We start from the raw sequence: 21,161 nt of genomic DNA on the forward strand, positions 1-21,161 counted from the left end.
CAGCCGTCAATCAGCTGATGGTGATGTTGGCGTCCTTGATGAGCTTCTGCAGCAGGTCGCGCTGCGCGCTGAGGAACTGGGTGAACTCCTGCTGTGTGTTGCCCACGGCGACCATGCCCAGCGGGCCGACCGAGGCGACCAGCCCCGGATCCTGCGTGGCCTTCACCACGGCGGCCTGCATGCGGCGGATGGCGGCATCGGGCGTGCCGGCCGGTGCGAAGACGCCGAACCAGTCGTCCATGTCGTAGCCAGGCAGGCCGCGTTCGGCCATGGTGGGAATGTCTGCGTAGGCCTGGACGCGTGATGCGCTCGTCACGGCCAGCATGCGGGTCTTGCCGGAAGCCAGCGTGCCGCGTGCGGTGGACGTGGTGATGAGCGCAGCGTCGATCTGCCCGCCCATCACATCGCGCGCCGCGTCGGCACCGCCGCGGTACGGCGTGTGCAGCAGCTGGATGCCGGCGCGCTGCTGCAGCAGCGCCACGGCCAGGTGGCCCATCGCGCCCGAGGGCGGCGTGCCGATGGAAATCGTGCCTGGCCGGGCCTTGGCGGCGGCCACGAATTCGTCGAAGGTCTTTGCGGGGAAGTCGTGGCGCACCACCAGCGCCTGTGGCGCGCGCACGGCCATCGAGACCGGGATGAATGAGGTGCGGTAGTCGAACGACAGGTCCTTGAGCAGCACGGGGTTGGTGAGCTGGTTGGCTGCGTCCCAGATGAACGTGTAGCCGTCGCGCGGGGCGCCGAGCACGGCGGTCGCGGCGACCACTGCATTGCCGCCGGTACGGTTCTCGATGGTCAGCGGCTGGCCCAGCGCTTCCGAGATGCGCTGGCCGACCGTGCGGGCCGAGGTGTCCGCAGCGCCACCGGCGGAGAACGGCACGATCATGCGCACCGGGCGCGTCGGCCATTCCTGCGCGAATGCGCCGGGGGCGATGGAGGCAAGGCCGGAGGCAATGCCCGCGCCGAGCACTTGGCGACGGGAGAGCGGAAACGGCGCGGAACGCGAGGATGCAGTCATGAGGGTCTCCTGAGTTATGGTTGATGTTCTATCTAACAGAACGTCATTCTATAATTCTAGAAGACGCCATGGCAGCATCGCAATGGCTTCGAGGGTTTTCCCGGGGCTGGGTGCTCAGCCGACCCGGCCGGACAGCTCGCGGGCCGCCTGGATCACCGCCGGGATGTGGGCATCGGTGTATCGGTTGGCCGGCATCGTCAGGGTGACGGCGGCGGCGAGCTCGCCGTCGGCACGGAACACGGGCGCCGACACACCGGCCACGTCGGCCAGACGGTCGCCGCTGGCGGCGTAGTACCCCTGCTGGCGGATGCGGTCATGCAGCAGCCGCTCGTTCGCATCGGCGACGGTGGCCGCTGCGCTGGAAAACGCGGTGAGCACACGCCCGCCGCTCCCCCGGCCGGCCGGGAGCAGGTCGCCCGCCCGGATGTGGTCGCGGATGGGATGGGGCGAGTCCACCCGGTAGAGGCACAGGCGCGAATCGCCTTGCGGCACGTGGTAGGCCGCGCTCTCGCCGGTGGATGCCACCAGCGCACGGAGCACCGGCATGACCACCTGCTCCAGCGAAAACGACGCGGCGTAGACGCCGTGCAGCCGTGCGATCTCGGCGCCCAGGGAGTAGCGGCCGTCCTCGAGCTTCTGGATCAGCCGCGAATGCTCCAGCGAGGCGAGCAGGCGCAGCGCCGTGCTCTTGTAGAGGCCTGTGCGCTCGGCCAGCTGGCCGAGCGTGAGCGCCCGGTCGCCCGTCTGGAAGGCGGCAAGGAGTGTGAGCGCGCGGTCCACGGCTGCGGTGCCGCCGGGGGCGGCGTGGAGATCAGCGACGGATTCGGTCTGGGCTTTGCGTGGCATGGCGGGTCTGGTGAGGGCGTGATCTTAAGAGGCGCGGCAGGCGTGCGGCGTATCGGTTCGGGCTATCCGGGTTGACAAGGAACGTGCTTTGCAGTCATTATTTCAAAAGAAAGAACATTATTTCATTCAATAGAACATATGAGTCAAGTCCTTGCGTCGGGCGGCAAGAAGCCCGACGTCCAGATCAGTGAGGTCGGCCCGCGCGACGGGCTGCAGAGCACGAAGCGCATCATGGCCACCGCCGACAAGTTGCGCTGGATCGCCGCCTTGCATGCCGCCGGCCTGCGTGAGATCGAGGTCGGCTCTTTCGTGCCGCCGAAACTGCTGCCACAGATGGCCGATGCCGCCGAAGTCGTGGCCGGTGCACGCCTGTTGCCGGGCCTGACGGTCATGGCCCTCGTTCCCAATCAGAAAGGCGCAAGCGCTGCGTTGGCGGCCGGCGCGCACAAGCTCACGCTGCCGGTGTCGGCCAGCGAAGCGCACTCCATGGCGAACGTGCGCTGCACACCGCTTCAGATGGTGGATGAAGTGCGTGCCGTCGTTGCATTGCGTGATGCGCATGACCCGGCGGTGGGCGTCGAAGTCGGCATCTCCACGGCTTTCGGCTGCACGTTGCAGGGGCGCGTCGAGGAAGACGACGTGATCCGCCTTGCCGTGCTCTGCGCCGAAGCGGGGGCGCAGGAAGTCGGCCTGTCCGACACCACCGGTTATGCCAACCCTGCGCAGGTGCGCCGGCTGTTCCGCCGCCTTCGCGCCGAACTCGGCGAACGCGCGGGCGCGGCCCACATGCACAACACACGTGGCCTCGGTCTGGCGAATTGTCTCGCCGCATTCGAGGAGGGAGTGACCACCTTCGATGCCTCGCAGGCGGGCCTCGGAGGTTGCCCGTATGCGCCGGGTGCGTCGGGCAACGTGGTCACCGAAGACCTCGTGTTCATGTTCGAAGCCATGGGTGTGCGCACCGGCGTGGACATGGCGCGGTTGTTGGAGGCGCGCGAAGTGCTCGCGCGCGGACTGCCCGAAGAGCCGCTGTACGGCATGACGCCGGAAGCCGGGCTTCCCAAGGGCTACGCCATGGAGGCGGCCCATGTCTGAGAAAACGATATCCGACCGCAACGCCAAGCGCCCGCTGCCTTACGAGGGCATCCGCGTCGTCGAATTCACGCACATGGTGATGGGTCCGACCTGCGGCATGGTGCTGGCCGATCTGGGCGCCGAAGTCATCAAGATCGAACCGCCCGAAGGCGACCGAACGCGGCATCTGCTGGGCTCGGGTGCGGGCTTTTTTCCGCTGTTCAACCGCAACAAGAAGAGCGTGTCGCTCGACCTGCGTTCGCCCGAAGGCAAGGAGGCCGTGCTGCGCCTCATCGCCACGGCCGACATCGTGAGCGAGAACTTCAAACCCGGTGCGATGGCGAAGCTGGGCCTCGACTACGCGAGCCTGTCCAAGCTCAACCCGCGCCTTATTTACGTCAGCCACAAGGGATTCCTGCCCGGGCCGTACGAGCACCGCACTGCACTCGACGAAGTGGTGCAGATGATGGGCGGCCTCGCCTACATGACGGGTCGCCCGGGTGATCCACTGCGCGCCGGCTCGAGCGTTAACGACATCATGGGCGGCATGTTCGGCGCGATCGGCGCGATGGCCGCGCTGGCCGAGCGCGGGAAGACCGGGCGCGGCCAGGAAATCCAGAGTGCGCTGTTCGAGAACAACGTGTTCCTCGTCGCGCAGCACATGATGCAGTTCGCGGTCACCGGCAAGCCGGCCGCGCCGATGCCCGCCCGCATTTCCGCCTGGGCCATCTACGACGTGTTCAGCGTGAAGGACGGCGGGCAGATCTTCCTGGCCGTGGTGAGCGACACGCAGTGGGCCATCTTCTGCGATGCATTCGGTCTGCCCGGGTTGCGGGGCGACGCCCGTCTGGCGACCAACAACGACCGCGTGCAGGCGCGCGACTGGTTGCTCCCCAGGTTGCGCGAACTGCTGGCGCAGTTCAGCGCGCAGGAACTCTCGCAGCGCTTCGAGGCGGCCGGTCTGCCGTTTGCCCCGATCACGCGTCCGCACGACCTGCTGGACGACCCGCACCTGAAGGCGACCGGTGGCCTCGCGCCGGTCACGCTGCCGGCCGGCCAGAAGACCGACACCGTGCTGCTTCCGCTCACGCTCGGCGGCCAGCGCCCGGGCGTGCGGCTCGATCCACCGAAACAGGGTGAACACACGGCCGAGCTGCTGCGGGAACTCGGCTATCCGGAAGACCAGATCGCCCGGCTGAGCCCGCCTGCCTGAGGAGGAACCCGGCCGGCCGCTTAGACTTGTCCCATGGACAAGCTCAAAGCCCTGGAGTCGTTCGTATCCGTGGCCACGCGCGGCAGCCTGACGGCTGCGGCGCGCGCGGAGGGCGTGGCACCCGCCATCATGGGACGCCGGCTCGACGCGCTGGAAGAAAGCCTTGGCGTGAAGCTGCTGGTGCGCACCACGCGCCGCATCAGCCTCACGCACGAGGGCAGCGCGTTCCTCGAGGACTGCCAGCGCCTGCTGGGCGACCTGGCCGATGCCGAGGCCAGTGTCAGTGCCGGCGGCGTGAAGGCCAGCGGCCATCTGCGCATCACCGCGCCGGCCGGTTTCGGCCGCCGCCATGTCGCGCCGCTGGTGCCACGTTTTCGCGCCGAACATGCCGACGTGAAGCTGTCGTTGAACCTGAGTGATCGCGTGGTCGACATGGCGGCCGAGGGCTTCGACTGCGCGGTGCGCGTGGGCGACCTGGCCGAGTCTTCGCTCGTGAGCGTGCGGCTGGCCGAGAACCGGCGGTTGTGCGTGGCAACGCCGGCCTTCCTCAAGCGCCATGGCACGCCGCGCCATCCCGACGATCTGTCGCGATTCGACTGTCTCGTGCTGTCCAGCGATGCGTCGCAGACGCGCGGCTGGGCGTTCCGCATCCCGAACGAAGACGGTACTTCCGAAGTGATCCACCTCAAACCCTCGGGGCCGCTCGACTGCTCGGACGGGCAAGTGCTGCACGAATGGTGCCTCGCCGGCCACGGCATCGCCTGGCGCAGCATCTGGGAGGTGGAGGCCGACATCGCCGCCGGCAAGCTGGTGCCAGTGCTCGAGGAGTTCGCCGCCCCGCCCAATGGCATTTACGCCGTGTTCCCCCAGCGCAAGCACATGCCGCTGCGCCTGCGCCTGTGGCTGGACTTTCTGCGGCATCATTACCGAAAGAACTTTCCCACGGAGTCGTACCCATGACCTTGCTCGAAACCCTGCTGGCCGCGTTCCACCTGCTCGCCATCCTCACGATGGTGGTGTTCCTCGTCAGCGAGGCCGCGCTGTGCCGGCCTGAATGGATGAATGCCGCGACCGTCGAGCGGCTGGCGAAGGTGGACATGGTGTACGGCATCGCGGCGGTGGCCGTGCTGCTCACGGGGCTGGCACGCACCTACTGGGGCATGAAGGGCGGCGTCTATTACTGGTCCAACCCGCTGCTGCACGCCAAGCTCACGTTGTTCGTCATCATGGGGGTGATCTCGATCTTCCCCACCATCCGCTTCCTGCGCTGGCGCAAGGCGCTGCGTGCCACCGGCGCGCTGCCGGCCGAGGCCGAGGTCCGCAAGACGCGCAAGCTGGTGATGATCCAGGCCCACATCATCCCGCTCATCGTCGTGCTGGCCGTGTTCTTCGCGCGCGGCTGGGGCGCAAAATAAAAACCCCGCCGGGCCTGATGGCCGGGCGGGGTGAATGTGTGACAGCTTCTCGCTTCTTCTTTCTTCCTGGTTTCTCAGGTTTCCGCTTTTATTTCTTCGGTGCATCGGCCTTGGCAGCGGGCTTGCTGCTCAGGCATTCCTTCATGAAGGCCTGGCGCTCCTTGCCGTCCTTGCCCGTGGCCTTGAAGTCGGCACTGCAGGCGGTCATCCTGCTTTGCCGGGTTTCCGGTTTGGCGCTCAGGCACTCCTTCATGAAAGCCTGGCGCTCCTTGCCGTCCTTGCCGGTCGCCTTGAAGTCGGCGCTGCAGGTGGCCATCCTGTTCTGCTGGGCGGTCTTGGCGTCGTCTGCCGCGTGGGCCAGGCCTGCCGACACGGTCACGGCGATGGCACAGGCGATGGAAAGTAGCTGTTTCATGGTGGCGTCCTCGGATGTTGTGTGGGGTTTGCGGGCCAGCCAGCTTAACGCCGGCCGGGGACGGCCGGATGACGCCGCCCACCCCCGTAAAATCCCGCAATGCTCCTCGTCAAACAAGAACTGCTCGCAGCGCTGGCTGCCGGGCTGGAAAAGCTCTCCCCCGGTGCCGGCGGGAAGGCTGCGTTCGAATCGCCCAAGATGGCCTCGCACGGCGATCTCGCCTGCACCGCGGCCATGCAAATGGCCAAGCCGCTCAAGGCCAACCCACGCCAGCTCGCCGAGACCCTCCGTACCGACCTGCTCGCCTCGCCGGCCTTCCAGCAGTGGGTGGACGCGGTGGAAATCGCCGGGCCCGGCTTCATCAACATCCGCCTGAAGCCCGCAGCCAAGCAGGCGGTGGTGCATGACGTGCTGGCTTCCGGGGCGAAGTACGGCAACCAGACCTCCAACGGCCAGCGCGTGCTGGTGGAATTCGTTTCGGCCAACCCGACCGGGCCGCTGCACGTGGGCCACGGCCGCCAGGCCGCGCTGGGCGATGCGATCTGCAACCTCTTCGCCACCCAGGGCTGGGACGTGTATCGCGAGTTCTATTACAACGACGCGGGCGTGCAGATCGCCACGCTCGCCAACTCGACGCAACTGCGCGCCAAGGGGCTCAAGCCCGGCGACGCCGGCTGGCCCGAGGCGGCTTACAACGGGGACTACATCGCCGACATCGCGCAGGACTTCAAGGCGCGCCAGACCGTGAAGGCCGACGACCGCGAATTCACAGCGAGCGGCGACGTCGACGACCTCGACTCCATCCGCCAGTTCGCTGTCGCCTACCTGCGCCACGAGCAGGACCTGGACCTGCAGGCCTTCCAGGTGAAGTTCGACAACTACTACCTCGAGTCGAGCCTGTACACCAGCGGCAAGGTCGAGGCTGCGGTGCAGAAGCTCATCGCTGCCGGCAAGACCTACGAGCAGGACGGCGCGCTGTGGCTCCGGTCCACCGACTACGGCGACGACAAGGACCGCGTGATGCGCAAGTCCGACGGCACGTACACCTATTTCGTGCCCGACGTGGCGTACCACATCACCAAATGGGAGCGTGGCTTCCCGAAAGTGGTGAACATCCAGGGCACCGACCATCACGGCACCATCGCGCGTGTGCGCGCCGGCCTGCAGGCTGCCAACGTCGGCATTCCCGAGGGCTACCCCGATTACGTGCTGCACACGATGGTGCGCGTGATGCGTGGCGGCGAGGAAGTGAAGATCAGCAAGCGCGCGGGCAGCTATGTCACGCTGCGTGACCTGATCGAGTGGACGAGCACGGACGCGGTACGCTTCTTCCTGCTGTCGCGCAAGCCGGACACTGAATACATCTTCGACATCGACCTCGCACTCGCGCAGAACAACGACAACCCGGTGTACTACGTGCAGTACGCGCATGCGCGCATCTGCTCGGTGCTGGCGCAGTGGGCCGAAAAGGACGGCGGCAGCGCCGCGTCGCTGCAGGGCGTGGACCTGTCGCCGCTGGAAAGCCCCCAAGCCCAGGCCCTCATGCTGCTGCTGGCCAGGTATCCCGACATGCTGACCGCCGCAGCGCAGGATTTCGCACCGCACGATGTGACTTTTTACCTCCGCGAACTCGCGGCGGCCTACCACAGCTATTACGATGCCGAGCGCATCCTGGTCGATGACGAAGCGGTGAAGAAGGCGCGCCTGGCGCTGGTCGCCGCCACGGCGCAGGTATTGCACAATGGCCTGGCGGTCCTGGGCGTCTCCGCCCCGACCAAGATGTGAGAGCGAAAGCAGACATGAAACGACAGCAGCGCGGCGGCACCATCATCGGCTTCATCCTGGGCGTTCTCGTGGGCCTGGGCCTGGCGCTGGCCGTGGCCATCTATGTGACCAAGGTTCCGATCCCCTTCGTCAACAAGAACCAGGCCGCCACGCCCGAGCAGGACGCGGCCGAAGCCCGCAAGAACCGCAACTGGGACCCGAACGCCCCGCTGGGCGGCAAGAATCCGGCGCGCCCGCCGCAGGTGCTGCCCGGCATGCAGCCGCCGCCGGCGGTGACGCCTTCGACACCCGGCACGGCCGCAGCGACTCCCGGCACCAACGCCCCGGCTTCTCCGCAGGCGCCGGCCGTCGCCGGTGGTCCGGGCAACGCACCTGCACCTGCGGGCAAGTCCGCGTCCGGCGATCCGCTGGGCGATCTGGCCAAGGCGAAGGCCGGTGCTGCAACCGCTGATCCGTTCCTTTACTTCGTGCAGGCCGGTGCCTTCCGCACGGCCGATGACGCCGAGTCCCAGCGCGCGAAGCTTTCGCTCATGGGTGTCGAAGCCAAGGTCACCGAACGTGAGCAATCGGGACGCACCGTCTTCCGTGTGCGCACGGGCCCGTTCGAGCGCAAGGAAGATGCCGATCGCATGAAGGAACGGCTGGAAGTCGCGGGCAATGAAGCCGCGATCGTGCGCGTGCAGCGCTGAACGGTTCCGGTTGCCGGGCAGACGGCGGGAACTTCCCTTGCGCCGTCCGTCTCTGTAACGCAGACAGGAGAGTTGATTGATGAAACGTCGTGATTTTTCGCTGGCCGCCGCTTCCACCATGGCTGCCGCCACCCTGGCCACCCCGGCCGTCCACGCCCAGCCCCAGCGCGGCACCGAATACCGGCCGCTCGAGAAGGCCGCGCCGGTCGAGGCGCCTCCCGGCAAGGTCGAGGTGATCGAATTCTTCTGGTACAGCTGCCCCCACTGCAATGCTTTCGAGCCCATGCTCGAGGCCTGGATCCAGCGCCAGCCGGCCGATGTGCACATCCGCCGCGTGCCGGTGGCCTTCCGCGACGACTTCGTGCCGCAGCAGAAGCTGTTCTACACGCTCGAGGCCATGGGCAAGCTGCCCGAACTGCACAAGAAGGTCTTCATGGCCATCCATGCCGAGAAGAAGCAATTGACCCGCCAGGAAGGCATCGTTGCCTGGGCCGAAAGCCAGGGGCTGGACAAGGCCAGGTTCCTCGAGCTGTTCAATTCGTTCACCGTGGTCAGCAAGGCCGCGCGCGGCACGCAACTGCAGAACGCCTTCAAGGTGCAGGGCGTCCCGTCGATGGGCGTGGCCGGCCGGTTCTACACCGATGGCACCATGGCAGGAAACATGGGCAACGCGCTGCAGGTCGTCGACTACCTCGTCGGCGAAGTCCGCAAGGGCCGCTGACTGCGCCAGCCGGCGCGCGGAGCGCACGGTTTCCCACGAACAGCCCGCCTTCACGGTGGGCTTTTCTTTGGGCACGTCCAAGTTTGGGGGATACAATCCCCAGCAAGTTTCGTGCCTTTATGAAAAACACCCTCATTCCCTCGCTGATCGCCGCTTTTGCCCTGATTTGGGGCACTGCCCACGCCGAGAAGGCCGACCGCGACAAGCCGATGAACATCGAGGCCGACTCGCTTCGCTACGACGACCTGAAGCAGACCAGCGTCTTCACCGGCAACGTGGTCCTGACCAAGGGCACGATCATCATCCGGGGCGCCCGCGTCGAGGTCCGGCAGGACCCTGAGGGCTACCAGTACGGCGTGGTGACGGCCGAACCCGGCAAGCTCGCCTACTACCGCCAGAAGCGCGACAACCTGGACGAATACATCGAAGGCGAGTCCGAAGTCATCGAATACAACAGCAAGGCCGACAACGTCAAATTCATCCGCCGGGCCGAACTGCGCCGCTACCGTGGTGCGACCATGAACGACGAGATGACCGGCAACATCATCACCTACGACAACGGCGGCGATGTGTTCACCATCAACGGCGTGCCTGCCCAGCAGGGAACTGCGCCTGCGCCGGGCGGCCGCGTCCGCGCCATGCTGACGCCGCGAAGCGCGGCCTCGGATCCGGGTGCGACAGCGCCGGCCACACCGGCTGGTCCGGGATCTGCGCCGCTGCGCCCCAGCACCACGCTGGGCGGCGAAAAGAAGTGACGTCGAACGTGCCCGATATCGCAGTACCCGCAACCCCCTCGGCCATTGCCGTATCGGCCGCACCGGCCGGACCGGCGGCAGGCCGTCTCGAGGCGCGCCATCTCCAGAAGGCTTACGGCAGCCGCAAGGTCGTGAAGGATGTGTCGCTGTCGGTGCAGAAGGGCGAAGTCGTCGGGCTCCTCGGGCCCAACGGCGCGGGCAAGACCACGTCCTTCTACATGATCGTCGGGCTGGTGCGTGCCGACGCGGGCGCCATCAGCATCGACGGCCAGCCCGTCACCGACATGCCGATCCACCGCCGCTCGCGCATGGGCCTGTCGTACCTGCCGCAGGAGGCGTCGATCTTCCGCAAGCTGACGGTGGAAGAGAACGTGCGCGCCGTGCTGGAGTTGCAGCAATACCAGGATGGGCCTGACGCGGGCAAGTCACTGTCCCGCGCCGAGATCAACAAGCGGCTGGACACCCTGCTGCAGGACCTGCGCGTCGACCACCTGCGCGACTCGCCCGCGCTTGCGCTCTCGGGCGGCGAACGACGCCGGGTGGAAATCGCGCGGGCACTGGCCACGCAGCCGCGGTTCATCCTTCTGGACGAGCCGTTCGCCGGCATCGACCCGATCGCGGTGATCGAGATCCAGCGCATCGTGGGCTTCCTCAAGTCGCGCGGCATCGGTGTGCTGATCACCGACCACAACGTGCGCGAGACGCTGGGCATCTGTGACCATGCGTTCATCATCAGCGACGGCCATGTGCTCGCGCAGGGCACGCCGTCGGAAATCGTGGACAACGCCGAAGTGCGCCGGGTGTACCTCGGCGAGCACTTCCGGATGTGACGGCGCTTTCGCCGCGTCTTCGGGTTCCGTCATGAAGCAGGGTCTTTCTCTACGCGTATCGCAGCATCTGGCGCTCACGCCCCAGCTGCAGCAATCGATCCGCCTGCTCCAGCTGTCGACGCTCGAACTCAGCCAGGAAGTCGAGCAGATGCTCGACGAGAACCCGTTCCTCGAGATGGAGGTCGAAGACCATCCGGGCGAGGACATGGCGGCCGCGCAACTGGAGACGACCCGCGTGCGGGATGATGCGGGCTCCGACTACGACGGCTCAGACCACGGGAGCGATGCGGCGTCCGACCACGTGTCCGATGAAGCCGCGCCGGCCGACCCTGCGGCCGAACTCGCCGACAGCTGGGAAGGCGACGGCAGCACCGAGATCGTGGTGGACGACACCGAGTGGGGCGGCGACGCGCCTGCCCGCAAGAACAACCTCGATGGCGACGACGCGATGGACGCCACCGAACTCGCGCGTGAGCACGAGTCGCTGCAGGCCTATCTGCATGCCCAGACACGGTCGTTGCGCCTGAGCGAGGTGGACCGTGCGGCGCTGCGCTTCCTCATCGAGTCGCTCAACGACGACGGCTATCTGGAGGATTCGATCGACGCGCTGGCGGTGAGCCTGGCCGGTGACGATCTCGAACAGGCCGAAGAACTTGTCGGGCGCTTCACCATGGCGCTGCACCTGCTGCACAGCATGGAGCCGGTCGGCGTGGGTGCACGCAACCTGCCTGAATGCCTGTCGCTGCAGATCCGCGCGCTCACCGACGAAGACGCCGAGCCCGCCGTGCGCGCTGCCGCGCTGCGCATTTGCGGTCAGCCGCTGGAGCTGATGGCGCGGCGCGACATCAAGCGCCTGTGCCAGATCTGCAACGAGTCCGAAGCCGTGGTGAAGGCCGCGATGACGCTCATCGGGCGGCTCGAACCCAAGCCCGGCCGCCGCTTCGTGAACGTGGAGCGCAACATCGTCGTGCCGGACGTCATCGTCGTGAAGTCGGGCCGGGGCGCATCGATGCGCTTTCGCGTGCAGCTCAACGCCGACGTCATGCCGCGCCTGCGTGTGCACGACATCTATGCCGGCGCGCTGAAGTCGCACAAGGGCGAGGGCCACCAGGCGCTGCAGCAGCGGCTGCAGGAGGCGCGCTGGTTCATCAAGAACATCCAGCAGCGCTTCGACACCATCCTGCGCGTGTCCAACGCCATCGTGGAGCGCCAGAAGAATTTCTTCGTGCACGGCGAGCTCGCCATGCGCCCGCTGGTGCTGCGCGAGATCGCCGACGAACTCGGCCTTCACGAGTCCACCATCTCGCGCGTGACCACGGCCAAGTACATGGCCACGCCCTATGGCACCTTCGAGCTCAAGTATTTCTTCGGTTCCGCGCTCGGCACCGAGACCGGCGGCAATGCATCCAGCACGGCAGTGCGCGCGCTCATCAAGCAGTTCGTGAGTGCCGAGAGCCAGAAGAAGCCGCTGTCGGACAACCAGATTTCCGAAATGCTCAAGGAACAGGGCATCGAGTGCGCGCGCCGCACCGTCGCCAAATACCGCGAGGCGCTGCGCATCGCGCCCGCCAACCTCCGCAAGTCCCTGTGAACCAGCTCCGATTGTTCCTGCCCTGCGCCGCCGGCGTGGAAGACTTCCTCGCCGACGAAGTGCTGCGCATCACAGGCGCTGCGCCGGAAGACGTGCGCAAGCGACGCGGTGGCGTGCTGCTGTCCGGCTCGTGGCGCGACGCGCTCGCGCTCAACCTGCACAGCCGCCTGGCCATGCGCGTGCTGATCCAGCTGGCGCATGGCGGCTACCGAGAAGAGAAGGACATCTATGCCGCCGCTGCCAGCGTCGCATGGGAGATCTGGTTCACGCCGCGCCAGACCTTCAAGGTCGAGATCACCGCGCAGAACAGCCCGCTCAAGAGCCTGAACTTTGCCGCGCTCACCGTGAAGGACGCCATCGCCGACCGCTTCCGCGATCGCGGCGGCGTGCGCCCGAGCGTGGAGACGCAATGGCCCGACGTGCGCGTCTATGCGCACCTCACGCAGGACGAAGTCACGCTCTATATCGACACCTCCGGCGAGCCGCTCTTCAAGCGTGGCTGGCGCGAGGACAAGGGCGACGCACCGCTCAAGGAAACGCTGGCCGCTGCGATGATCGCCGCCAGCGGCTGGGACGCAACCGTCCCGCTGTACGACCCGTGCTGCGGCAGCGGTACGGTGGCCATCGAGGCCGCGCAGGTCGCCTGCGGCATGGCGCCAGGGTTGCTGCGCCGCTTCGCGTTCGAGAAGCTGCTGCCTTTCCAGCCACACGTGTGGAGTGCACTGAAGAGCGAAGCGCAGGAGGCGGTGCATGCACCCAAGGCCGAGGTCTTCGGCAGCGACGTGGCCCACCGCATGGTGGACTTCGCGATGCGCAACGCGCAGCGTGCGGGCATTGCGCACGCCATCCAGTTGCGGGGCGGCGACGCGCTGCAGCGCATGCCGCCGGCGGACGTGCCCGGCCTCATGCTGGTGAACCCGCCCTATGGCGAGCGCATCGAAACAGCCGGCGTGGCCGGTCGTCAGCGCGCCGAGACGGCGGACGGCGGCGACTTCTTCAGCCAGCTGGCGACGCACTGGAAAAAGAACTATGCGGACTGGACGGCGTGGATTCTCACGCCCGACATGAAGCTGCCCAGCCGCATGCGCCTGAAGGAATCGCGTCGTGTGCCGATGTGGAACGGGCCGATCGAATGCCGCCTGTTCCGCTTCGACATGGTCAAGGGCACGGCCCGGCAGAAGCCTGTTGCCGACACACCCGCGAGCACGTCTGCCGATGGAAAGCCCGCCGATCGTCATTGACACCAACATCGTGCTGGATCTCTTCGTCTTCGCAGACGAAGCCGCGCTGCCGCTCAGGCGTGCGCTGGAGCAGCGCACCTGGCAGTGGCTGGCCAGTGGCGAGATGCGCGCCGAACTGGAACGCGTGCTCGGCTATCCGCAGATCGCGCGCCGGCTTTTAAGGACGCCGGCCGGGCAGGTGATGGACGCGTTCGACCGGAACGTGCACATCGTGCCTGCGGCCGGCAAGGCGCCCACCACCTGCGGCGACCCGGATGACCAGAAATTCATCGACCTCGCCGTAGCGCACCGGGCGCTGCTGCTCAGCAAGGATCGCGAGGTGCTGCGCATGAAGAAGCGCCTTCTCGCGCTGGGTGTGCAGGCGCAGACCGCGCTGCCGGTCAGTGTGACTGCACAGGAGCCGCTGTAGCGAAGAACAGTGCGGCGGAGCGCAGCCGCCGCGTGTCCGTGCCCCAGCGCGGGCCCTGCGGCAGACGGCGCAACCAGCGCATGCGCGCTGCAGCTTCGTCGATGGCCTGGCGCACTTCGGCGGCTTCGCGTGACAGCACGCCATGCCACAGGGGCACTGCGGCCGCCACACCATCGACCTGCACGAGGTACATCGCCGTCGAGTGCATGTAACTCAGCCAGTCGCGCGCCTGGCAGTGCGCGAGGTCGAGGCTGTGCCCGGGGTCGTCTTCGAAGTCGATGAAGCCGATGCGGCCATCGGGGCAGAGCACCAGGTTGCGGGCGAAGGCCTGGCTCAGGTAGCTGCCGCGTGCGTGCACGTCGGCAATCGCGTCGAGCCCCAGCTTCCAGGTGAACAGGGCGTCGGCAGGGCCGCGGCGCGCAGCAGCGGCGATTTCGCCGAGCATCGTGTCCACAGGTGCGGCGCCCGCGCTACCGGCGGGGCGATGGTCACCCAGATCCGACAGCAGCAGGCCGTCGGCCTGCTCGGCCAGTACCTGCGGCACGCGAAGGCCGAGCGCTGCAAGCTCACGCAGGCGCCGCGCCTCATGGGCAATGGCGTCTTCGCCGCCAAGGTTCATGACGGGACTGAGCACGTCCAGCCGGAAGGCGCCGGCCAGAGCGCCGAGCAGCCAGTAGCGCCAGCGCGGGTTGCGAGGGCCGGCTTTCTTCAGCCAGACGGTGCGGCCACCTGTCACGTGCCGCGCGATGCCGGCTCGTTGCGCGGGCAGTGTGGCGCGCAGGAAGGCAGCAGGGTCGTTCGAGTCGGGCATGCACTGATTATGGGCGTGCGACCGGCAGGCGCCCTTGGCGCAAAGCGCTTCACGCGGGAAGCTGTTCGACCTTCAATGCGCGGAAGCTGTGCGCGTCGGCCAGCGGCCAGTAGAGACTGAAGACCTTCTGCTTGCCGTCCAGCGGGCCGAGCAGCGAACCGGTCTCCACCTGCATGACGAGGTTGGACAGCAGCCGCACCTCGGTGTCGTCGATGCGCCGCACGATGTGGTGCGCGGTGATCTCCTGCGGGTGGTTGAGGCCGGCGGCCTGCACCAGCTCCTTCAGCGCCTTCAGCGTGCTCTGGTGGAAGTGGAACACGCGCTCGGCCTTGTCGGGCACCACCAGTGCCTGCTGGCGCTTCGGGTCCTGCGTGGTCACGCCGGTCGGGCAATGGCCGGTGTGGCAGGCCTGCGCCTGGATGCAGCCGAGCGCCATCATGAAGCCGCGCCCTGCGTTGCACCAGTCGGCACCCAGCGCCATCATGCGCACGATGTCGAAGGCGGTGATGACCTTGCCCGCGCAGCCGATCCTGATGCGGTCACGCAGGCCCACGCCCTTGAGCGTGTTGTGCACGAGCACCAGCCCTTCCTGCAGCGGCGCCCCCACGTGGTCGCTGAACTCCACCGGCGCCGCGCCCGTGCCGCCCTCGGCGCCGTCCACCACGATGAAGTCCGGCGTGATGCCGGTCTCCAGCATGGCCTTGACGATGGCGAACCATTCCCACGGGTGACCCAGGCAGAACTTGAAGCCGGTGGGCTTGCCGCCCGAGAGCTCGCGCAGGCGGTCGATGAAACGCATCATCTCCACGGGTGTCGAGAACGCGCTGTGTGATGACGGCGACACGCAGTCCACCCCGACGGGCACGCCGCGCGCCGCGGCAATCTCCACCGTCACCTTCGGCCCGGGCAGCACGCCACCGTGGCCGGGCTTGGCGCCCTGGCTGAGCTTGAGCTCGATCATCTTCACCTGCGGGTCCTGCGCGTTGACGATGAAGCGCTCCTCGCTGAACGAGCCGTCGTCGTTGCGGCAGCCGAAGTAGCCCGAGCCGATCTCCCAGATCAGGTCGCCGCCATTGGCGCGGTGGTGCACCGAGATCGAGCCCTCGCCCGTGTCGTGCGCGAAGCGCCCGCGCCGCGCGCCGGCGTTGAGCGCGAGGATGGCATTGGCCGACAGTGCGCCGAAACTCATCGCCGAGATGTTGAACACGCTCGCTTCATACGGCTGCGCGCGATCCGCGCCGATGAGGATGCGGAAGTCGTGCGACGCCAGGTGCGTCGGCTGCATGGAATGGTTGATCCATTCGTACCCATCGGCGCCCACGTCGAGTTGTGTACCGAAGGGCCGGTTGTCCGGCTCGCCCTTGGCGCGCTGGTACACCAGCGAGCGCTGCGCACGTGAAAACGGCGCGGCTTCGTTGTCGCCTTCGATGAAGTACTGCCGCAGTTCGGGCCGGATGTATTCGAGCAGGAAGCGCAGATGCCCGATGACCGGGTAGTTGCGAAGCACCGAATGACGCACCTGCCGCACGTCGTACACACCCAGCCAGGTGAGCAGGCCGAACACGACGAACGCCATCCAGGCCCAGACCGTTCCGTAGGCGGCAATGGCCAGCGCAGAAAGCAGCAGGCCGAACACGCACAGCGCAAAAACAGTCAGCCTGACGGGGTAGAGCTGGTTGAGTGCAGCGAGCATGGGCGTTGCTCAGGCCTGCGCGGCTGCCGTGGTCTTCGACTCTGCTGCCAGGAAATTGCGCAGGTTGTCGGCGGCGCGCTGGCGCACCTTCGCCTTGAGGAACGGGCTCCAGCCCAGCAGCAGGCCCGGTGTGCCCAGCGCCTGGCGCGACCAGCGCCAGAAGTCGAAGCGGTCGCGGTGCTTCGCGATCAGTCCGTGCGCGTTGAAGACGAAGTCCGCATCGATGACGTTGTGCACCTGCCGGTTCGTCGCGCTGAACAGGTAGTGCGCCTCCCAGTGGGCCTGGCCGCGGGATGCGTCGGCGCGAACGCTGCTGTAGGCCAGCTTCCAGTCGCCGCTGCCGGCGGCCTGCTGTTTGCGCACCGCCGTTGCGAGCATGCGCCACATGCCTGCGATCTCGGTGCGGCCATTGAGAGAAAAGGCCTCATCGTCGAAGGTCGCATCCTCGGCATAGCAGGCAGCCATGGTGTCGGTGTCGAGCGCGGTGAACGCGCGGTAGAACCTGTCGATCAGCTGCTCTTGAGCATTCATCGTTGTGTCTCCGGGGTTGCGACGTCGGGCGGATGGTACACCTGCCCCATGACAGGGATGGTTCGAATGCATGGCGTCACGTCGTGCCCATGCCACACAGCGGGAAGGCTCGTGTAACAGAAGCAGGACAACGGTGCCACAATCATCCGCCGACTTGGGATTCAACCGCAGTACCTCCAGATTCCGTGCAGTCACTCCGCCCGATAGATCCTGTCATCACCTTCCGCAACAGCCAGGGAGAGGTCGTGCGCGGCACCCTCACCAACCTGCAGCGCCGGGCGCTGGTGATGGAGATCTACAACCCGTACTCCATCGTGCAGGTCAGCGAGGTGCTCAGCGACCTCGTGGTGCGCGCGGGCGAGAAGAGCATCTACCGCGGCAAGGCCGTCGTCGTGAGCCTGGTGAACACCGGGCTCATGGCCGTGGTGTCCGTCACGCTCACGGACGAATGGAACGAGCTGGCCGTGCTCGGGCGGGAACAGGCGTCCTATGGCATCCAGGCCTCGGGTTTCGTTCAGGAGTGGCTGGCCCGCTTCAACATTTCGCGCGATTACCAGGTGGTGGTGAGCGAACTGCGGGCGTATCTGGCGGACGTGTCGCGCTGGGTCGACCAGGCCGACATGGCGGCCACACTGCCCAAGGACGACACGGGTCGCCTGCGCATGGACGTGTTCACCGACATCGCAACGCCGCTCATGCTGCATGCGCGGACCTATTTCGACCGGCTGGAGGAAGTGGCGCCCACCGTGCCCGTCGAGCAGCAGAGTGCGCATCGTGTGTTTGCGCAGACGGCCATCCATCCGCTGATCCTGCGCGCGCCCTTCGTTTACCGCACCTTCGCCAAGCCCATGGGCTATGCGGGCGACTACGAGATGGTCAACCAGATGCTGTCCGACCCGCGCGACGGCGCCAGCATCTACTTCCAGATCATCAATGCGCTGTTCCTGAACGCCGCCGTGGCGCAGGCGCACCGCAACCGCATCGACATCCTCGTGCAGCATCTGCAGCAGATCGCGCTCGACATGCCGCAGGGCAAGGACGAGGTGCGCATCCTCAACGTCGGCTGCGGCCCGGCGGTCGAGATCCAGCGCTTGCTGGCCACGCACCCGAACCCCGAGCGCTTCTCGTTCACGCTGATGGACTTCAGCGAGGAGACGCTGGCCTACACCAAGGCGCGCATCGACGAGGTGTGCGCCACGCGCGGCATCACCGCCAAGGTGGAACTGGTGCATGAATCGGTGCACAACCTGCTCAAGCGCACCTCGGCCAGCCGCACGGCGGCCGGCCCGCAGTTCGACTACGTGTATTGCGCCGGCCTGTTCGACTACCTGTCCGACAAGGTCTGCAACCGGCTCATCCAGTATTTCTCGTCACGCACGCGCGCCGATGGCATGATCCTGGTGACCAACGTCCACAAGAACAATCCGGAGCGGCATTCCATGGAACACCTGCTCGAGTGGCACCTGATCTACCGCAACGAGGCGGACATGAACCGCCTGGTGCCGCCGCATTGCACGGTGGAACGCACCTACACCGACGTCACCGGCGTCAACGTGTTCGTGGACATCCGCAACGCGCCCCCGCCGGGTTCGGCGTTGCCGGTCTGAGGCGGTCGCCGTGGACCAGCCGTTGCGCTCCGGCTACCAGGCCCAACTCGCCGGGTTCCGGCTGGCCTTCAGCCGCACCGGCTGCATCGTGTCCACCGTCCTCATCGCATTCGGCGTGGGCCTGGACTATGCGTTCTATCCGCAACACATGGGTCCACTGGGCATTGCCCGCGCACTCGGCACGCTCGCGTCGCTGCTGATCCTCTGGGCCTTGTGGATGCCGGCTGCGCTTGAGCGCGTGCGACTGCTCACACTCCTGTGGCTCGCGGTGCCGCAGGTCATGATCTCGTGGATGATCTTCTGGACGCAGGGACCGGCCTCGCCCTACGTGTTCGGCCTGAGCCTGGCGCTCTATGCGGCGGGCATCATCATGCCGATCGGTTTCTTCCAGAGCATCTCGCTGGGCGTGTTCACCTGCCTGGCCTATGCGCTGGCGTGCTACCTGCACCCGGGCGCGGGGCTGGCGGAGTTCATCGGCAACAGCCTCTTCCTCGTGTTCTCGGCCACCATCTCGGCCGGCTGCACGTTCTACAACGAGCGCGCGCGTATCCAGCTGTTCGAGCTGCAGCACGAAGTGTCCGAGAAGAACAACCTGCTGCAGGACACCAACCAGAACCTCGCGCAGATCAAGGGTCACATGATCCAGCAGGAAAAAATGGCGGCCCTCGGCACGCTGTCGGCGGGCCTGCTGCACGAGGTCAACAACCCGGTGAATTACAGCATGATGGCGCTCAACATGGCACTCATCGACCCGGCCGTCGAGACCAGCGCCGACCTGAAGGAGAGCCTGACCGATGCCAAGGAAGGCATGCAACGGGTGCAGAACATCGTCTCGGACCTCAAGACCTTCGCCTACCAGAAGCCCGGCGAAGACAGCAACCGCGTCTTCCTGCTCGAGAAGGCAGTGAATTCCGCCGAGCGCCTGACGGGCTACGAACTCAAGGGCATCGCGATCGACGTCGAGCTGCCGCTGGACACGCATGTGCGTGGCGACGAACCCGCGCTGATCGGCGTGCTGATCAACCTTTTCAGCAATGCTGCGCTGGCCATGCGCAATGCGCAGCGCGAAGACCCGCGCATCACCGTCAAGGGGCACAGCGAAGCCGGGCGGCTGCACGTGGCCGTGCGCGACAACGGCACCGGCATCAAGCCGGAGAACCTCACGCGGGTGTTCGAGCCCTTCTTCACCACGCGCGACGTCGGCCAGGGCCTCGGGCTCGGCCTGTCGGTGAGCTACGCGATCATCCAGCGCCACGGCGGCGAGCTTCGCGTGACGAGCGAAGAAGGTGCGTGGACCGAGTTCTCCTTCGATCTGGCGCTGGCCAGCCCGCAGGCCTGAGGAAAGCGCGATGTCGGCCGTCCCGCCCTACACCGAAGCCTACGCGGTCCTCTACGTGGACGACGAACCTCAGGCGCGCAAATGGTTCGAGCGTTCGTTCGGCGATGAATTCACGATCATCACGGCAGATGGCGTCGACGAAGCCCTGCGGCTGCTCGAACAGGGCGTGCCGCCCGTCGCCGTGCTGGCCACGGACTACCGCATGCCGGGCCGCAACGGGCTGGACCTGCTGCTCGCCACACAGCGCGACCACCGCCATGTGATCCGCCTGCTCGTCACGGCCTTCGCGGAGAAGGAGGTCGCCATCGCCGCGGTCAATCAGGGGCAGGTGTTCCGCATCCTCGAAAAGCCGCTGGATGGCCTGCAGACACGGCAGGTGCTGCGTGAGGCGATCGCGCGCCACCGCGCGCAGGTGCTGGCACAGGCGCTGCACGAAAGCCGCGTGCTCGCGGTGCGCGAGACGCTGGGCTTTCTCGCCCACGAACTCAACACGCCGCTGACCACCGTGCGCGGCTACATGAGCGCGCTGCGCGACAGGCATGTGCCCGCGCTCAACGGCGAAGCCGGCGCGATGTTCACCGAACAACGGCCCGGCGAAATCCTGACCGCGCTGGAAGCTGCCGAGCGCAACGCGCTGTATTGCCAGTCGCTCGTGTCCACGTTCGTGCGTTCGGCGCGCGACGCGTATCCCGGCGTCATTGCCCAGTCCGTCACGGCGGGCGGGCTGGTGCAGGTGCTGCTGAACGAATATCCGTTCGAAGAGGGCGAGCGCGATTGCGTGCGCGCCAGCCTCGGGGAAGACTTCGCGTTGCCGGGCCAGCGCGACCTGCTGTTCCTGGTGCTCAGCACGTTGACGAAGAATGCGCTGCTCGCGTTGCGTGGCAGGCCTGCGCCGTCGCTGTCCATCGAACTGGGCCGCGAGAACGAGGCCCCCGCCGGACAACCTGCGCGCTGCGCCATCCGCTTCATCGACAACGGGCCCGGCATCCCGCCCGAGATCCTGTCGCGACTGACGCGTGAACCCGTGACGACACGGGCGCATTCGGGCGGCAGCGGCATGGGGCTCATGTTCTGCCGTCGCGTCGTCCAGTCACTGGGCGGCGCCATCGACATCGAATCCAACCTGGGCAAGGGTGCCTGCGTGTCGCTGTATTTCCCGTCGTTGCCCACCTGAGGAACCT

General features: G+C 66.8%; 21 protein-coding genes. 15 read left to right on the plus strand and 6 right to left on the minus strand.

All coding sequences use genetic code 11. The annotated features are described in order from the left end of the window. Positions 1-10: 10 nt before the first annotated feature. Together ACO2Q9_RS16190 and ACO2Q9_RS16195 are read right to left on the minus strand one after the other, a co-directional pair. Positions 11-1,015, minus strand: coding sequence for a Bug family tripartite tricarboxylate transporter substrate binding protein (locus ACO2Q9_RS16190; RefSeq protein ID WP_423312833.1), 1,005 nt, complete (start codon positions 1,013-1,015; stop codon positions 11-13). A 114-nt stretch (positions 1,016-1,129) separates the two neighbouring features. After that, positions 1,130-1,861 carry an IclR family transcriptional regulator gene (locus tag ACO2Q9_RS16195; protein WP_423312834.1) on the minus strand — a complete coding sequence of 244 codons (732 nt, stop codon included), beginning with the start codon at positions 1,859-1,861 and terminating at the stop codon, positions 1,130-1,132. A gap of 138 nt (positions 1,862-1,999) precedes the next feature. Here ACO2Q9_RS16195 and ACO2Q9_RS16200 point away from each other — a divergent pair, with 138 nt between their 5' ends. From ACO2Q9_RS16200 to ACO2Q9_RS16215, 4 genes are read left to right on the plus strand one after another with little or no spacing between them, the layout of a single operon-like run. Next, positions 2,000-2,956, plus strand: coding sequence for a hydroxymethylglutaryl-CoA lyase (locus ACO2Q9_RS16200; RefSeq protein WP_423312835.1), 957 nt, complete (start codon positions 2,000-2,002; stop codon positions 2,954-2,956). Then, positions 2,949-4,148 (plus strand): CaiB/BaiF CoA transferase family protein, encoded by a 1,200-nt coding sequence (locus tag ACO2Q9_RS16205; RefSeq protein ID WP_423312836.1) that lies wholly within the window; start codon positions 2,949-2,951, stop codon positions 4,146-4,148. Before ACO2Q9_RS16200 ends, ACO2Q9_RS16205 begins: the two co-directional genes overlap by 8 nt. A gap of 33 nt (positions 4,149-4,181) precedes the next feature. Further along, on the plus strand, positions 4,182-5,108 hold the full coding sequence (locus ACO2Q9_RS16210) for a LysR family transcriptional regulator (RefSeq protein ID WP_423312837.1): 927 nt from the start codon (positions 4,182-4,184) through the stop codon (positions 5,106-5,108). Beyond that, positions 5,105-5,563: a DUF2214 family protein gene (locus ACO2Q9_RS16215; protein ID WP_423312838.1), complete on the plus strand. Its 459-nt coding sequence runs from the start codon at positions 5,105-5,107 to the stop codon at positions 5,561-5,563. The genes ACO2Q9_RS16210 and ACO2Q9_RS16215 overlap by 4 nt, the downstream gene beginning before the upstream one ends. An 88-nt stretch (positions 5,564-5,651) precedes the next feature. On the opposite strand, the gene ACO2Q9_RS16220 is transcribed toward ACO2Q9_RS16215, so the two are convergent. Further along, positions 5,652-5,978, minus strand: coding sequence for a PsiF family protein (locus ACO2Q9_RS16220; protein ID WP_423312839.1), 327 nt, complete (start codon positions 5,976-5,978; stop codon positions 5,652-5,654). Positions 5,979-6,077: 99 nt separating this feature from the next. On the opposite strand from ACO2Q9_RS16220, the gene argS reads away from it, so the two are divergent. From argS to ACO2Q9_RS16260, 8 genes are all read left to right on the plus strand, one after another. Then, positions 6,078-7,763: an arginine--tRNA ligase gene (gene argS, locus ACO2Q9_RS16225; RefSeq protein WP_423312840.1), complete on the plus strand. Its 1,686-nt coding sequence runs from the start codon at positions 6,078-6,080 to the stop codon at positions 7,761-7,763. Positions 7,764-7,777: 14 nt separating this feature from the next. Further along, a complete protein-coding gene (locus ACO2Q9_RS16230; protein ID WP_423312841.1) occupies positions 7,778-8,452 on the plus strand; it encodes an SPOR domain-containing protein in 675 nt (224 codons plus the stop codon). Between the two features lie 79 nt (positions 8,453-8,531). Further along, positions 8,532-9,173 (plus strand): thiol:disulfide interchange protein DsbA/DsbL, encoded by a 642-nt coding sequence (locus ACO2Q9_RS16235; protein WP_423312842.1) that lies wholly within the window; start codon positions 8,532-8,534, stop codon positions 9,171-9,173. Between the two features lie 119 nt (positions 9,174-9,292). Beyond that, positions 9,293-9,928, plus strand: a complete 636-nt coding sequence (gene lptA, locus ACO2Q9_RS16240; protein ID WP_423312843.1) for a lipopolysaccharide transport periplasmic protein LptA — start codon at positions 9,293-9,295, stop codon at positions 9,926-9,928. A gap of 44 nt (positions 9,929-9,972) precedes the next feature. Next, a complete protein-coding gene (gene lptB / locus ACO2Q9_RS16245; RefSeq protein WP_423312891.1) occupies positions 9,973-10,758 on the plus strand; it encodes an LPS export ABC transporter ATP-binding protein in 786 nt (261 codons plus the stop codon). A gap of 31 nt (positions 10,759-10,789) precedes the next feature. After that, positions 10,790-12,349, plus strand: coding sequence for an RNA polymerase factor sigma-54 (locus tag ACO2Q9_RS16250; protein ID WP_423312844.1), 1,560 nt, complete (start codon positions 10,790-10,792; stop codon positions 12,347-12,349). After that, the gene (locus ACO2Q9_RS16255) at positions 12,346-13,590 is read left to right on the plus strand and encodes a THUMP domain-containing class I SAM-dependent RNA methyltransferase (protein ID WP_423312845.1); all 1,245 of its coding nucleotides are present in this window, start codon (positions 12,346-12,348) and stop codon (positions 13,588-13,590) included. The genes ACO2Q9_RS16250 and ACO2Q9_RS16255 overlap by 4 nt, the downstream gene beginning before the upstream one ends. Next, entirely contained in the window at positions 13,565-13,999 is a 435-nt protein-coding gene (locus tag ACO2Q9_RS16260; protein WP_423312846.1) for a putative toxin-antitoxin system toxin component, PIN family, read from the plus strand. The genes ACO2Q9_RS16255 and ACO2Q9_RS16260 overlap by 26 nt, the downstream gene beginning before the upstream one ends. Here the strand turns inward: ACO2Q9_RS16260 and ACO2Q9_RS16265 are convergent. The 3 genes from ACO2Q9_RS16265 to ACO2Q9_RS16275 are packed head-to-tail and all read right to left on the minus strand — an operon-like array spanning position 13,971 to position 17,034. After that, a complete protein-coding gene (locus tag ACO2Q9_RS16265; protein ID WP_423312847.1) occupies positions 13,971-14,810 on the minus strand; it encodes a hypothetical protein in 840 nt (279 codons plus the stop codon). The two genes, ACO2Q9_RS16260 and ACO2Q9_RS16265, sit on opposite strands and share 29 nt — an antisense overlap. A 49-nt stretch (positions 14,811-14,859) precedes the next feature. Then, positions 14,860-16,503, minus strand: a complete 1,644-nt coding sequence (locus ACO2Q9_RS16270; protein ID WP_423312848.1) for an FMN-binding glutamate synthase family protein — start codon at positions 16,501-16,503, stop codon at positions 14,860-14,862. A 9-nt stretch (positions 16,504-16,512) separates the two neighbouring features. After that, positions 16,513-17,034 carry a nuclear transport factor 2 family protein gene (locus ACO2Q9_RS16275; protein ID WP_423312849.1) on the minus strand — a complete coding sequence of 174 codons (522 nt, stop codon included), beginning with the start codon at positions 17,032-17,034 and terminating at the stop codon, positions 16,513-16,515. Between the two features lie 185 nt (positions 17,035-17,219). Between ACO2Q9_RS16275 and ACO2Q9_RS16280 the strand changes: the two genes are divergently transcribed. Genes ACO2Q9_RS16280 through ACO2Q9_RS16290 form a run of 3 tightly spaced genes read left to right on the plus strand, consistent with a single transcriptional unit; the run spans position 17,220 to position 21,154 of the window. Beyond that, a complete protein-coding gene (locus ACO2Q9_RS16280) occupies positions 17,220-18,641 on the plus strand; it encodes a methyltransferase domain-containing protein (RefSeq protein WP_423312850.1) in 1,422 nt (473 codons plus the stop codon). 10 nt (positions 18,642-18,651) lie between these two features. Then, a complete protein-coding gene (locus ACO2Q9_RS16285; RefSeq protein WP_423312851.1) occupies positions 18,652-19,980 on the plus strand; it encodes a sensor histidine kinase in 1,329 nt (442 codons plus the stop codon). A gap of 10 nt (positions 19,981-19,990) precedes the next feature. Further along, on the plus strand, positions 19,991-21,154 hold the full coding sequence (locus tag ACO2Q9_RS16290) for a hybrid sensor histidine kinase/response regulator (protein ID WP_423312852.1): 1,164 nt from the start codon (positions 19,991-19,993) through the stop codon (positions 21,152-21,154). Positions 21,155-21,161: the final 7 nt, after the last annotated feature.

The organism is Variovorax sp. VNK109, assembly GCF_049445855.1.
Classification (GTDB): Bacteria; Pseudomonadota; Gammaproteobacteria; order Burkholderiales; family Burkholderiaceae_C; genus JAGOCV01.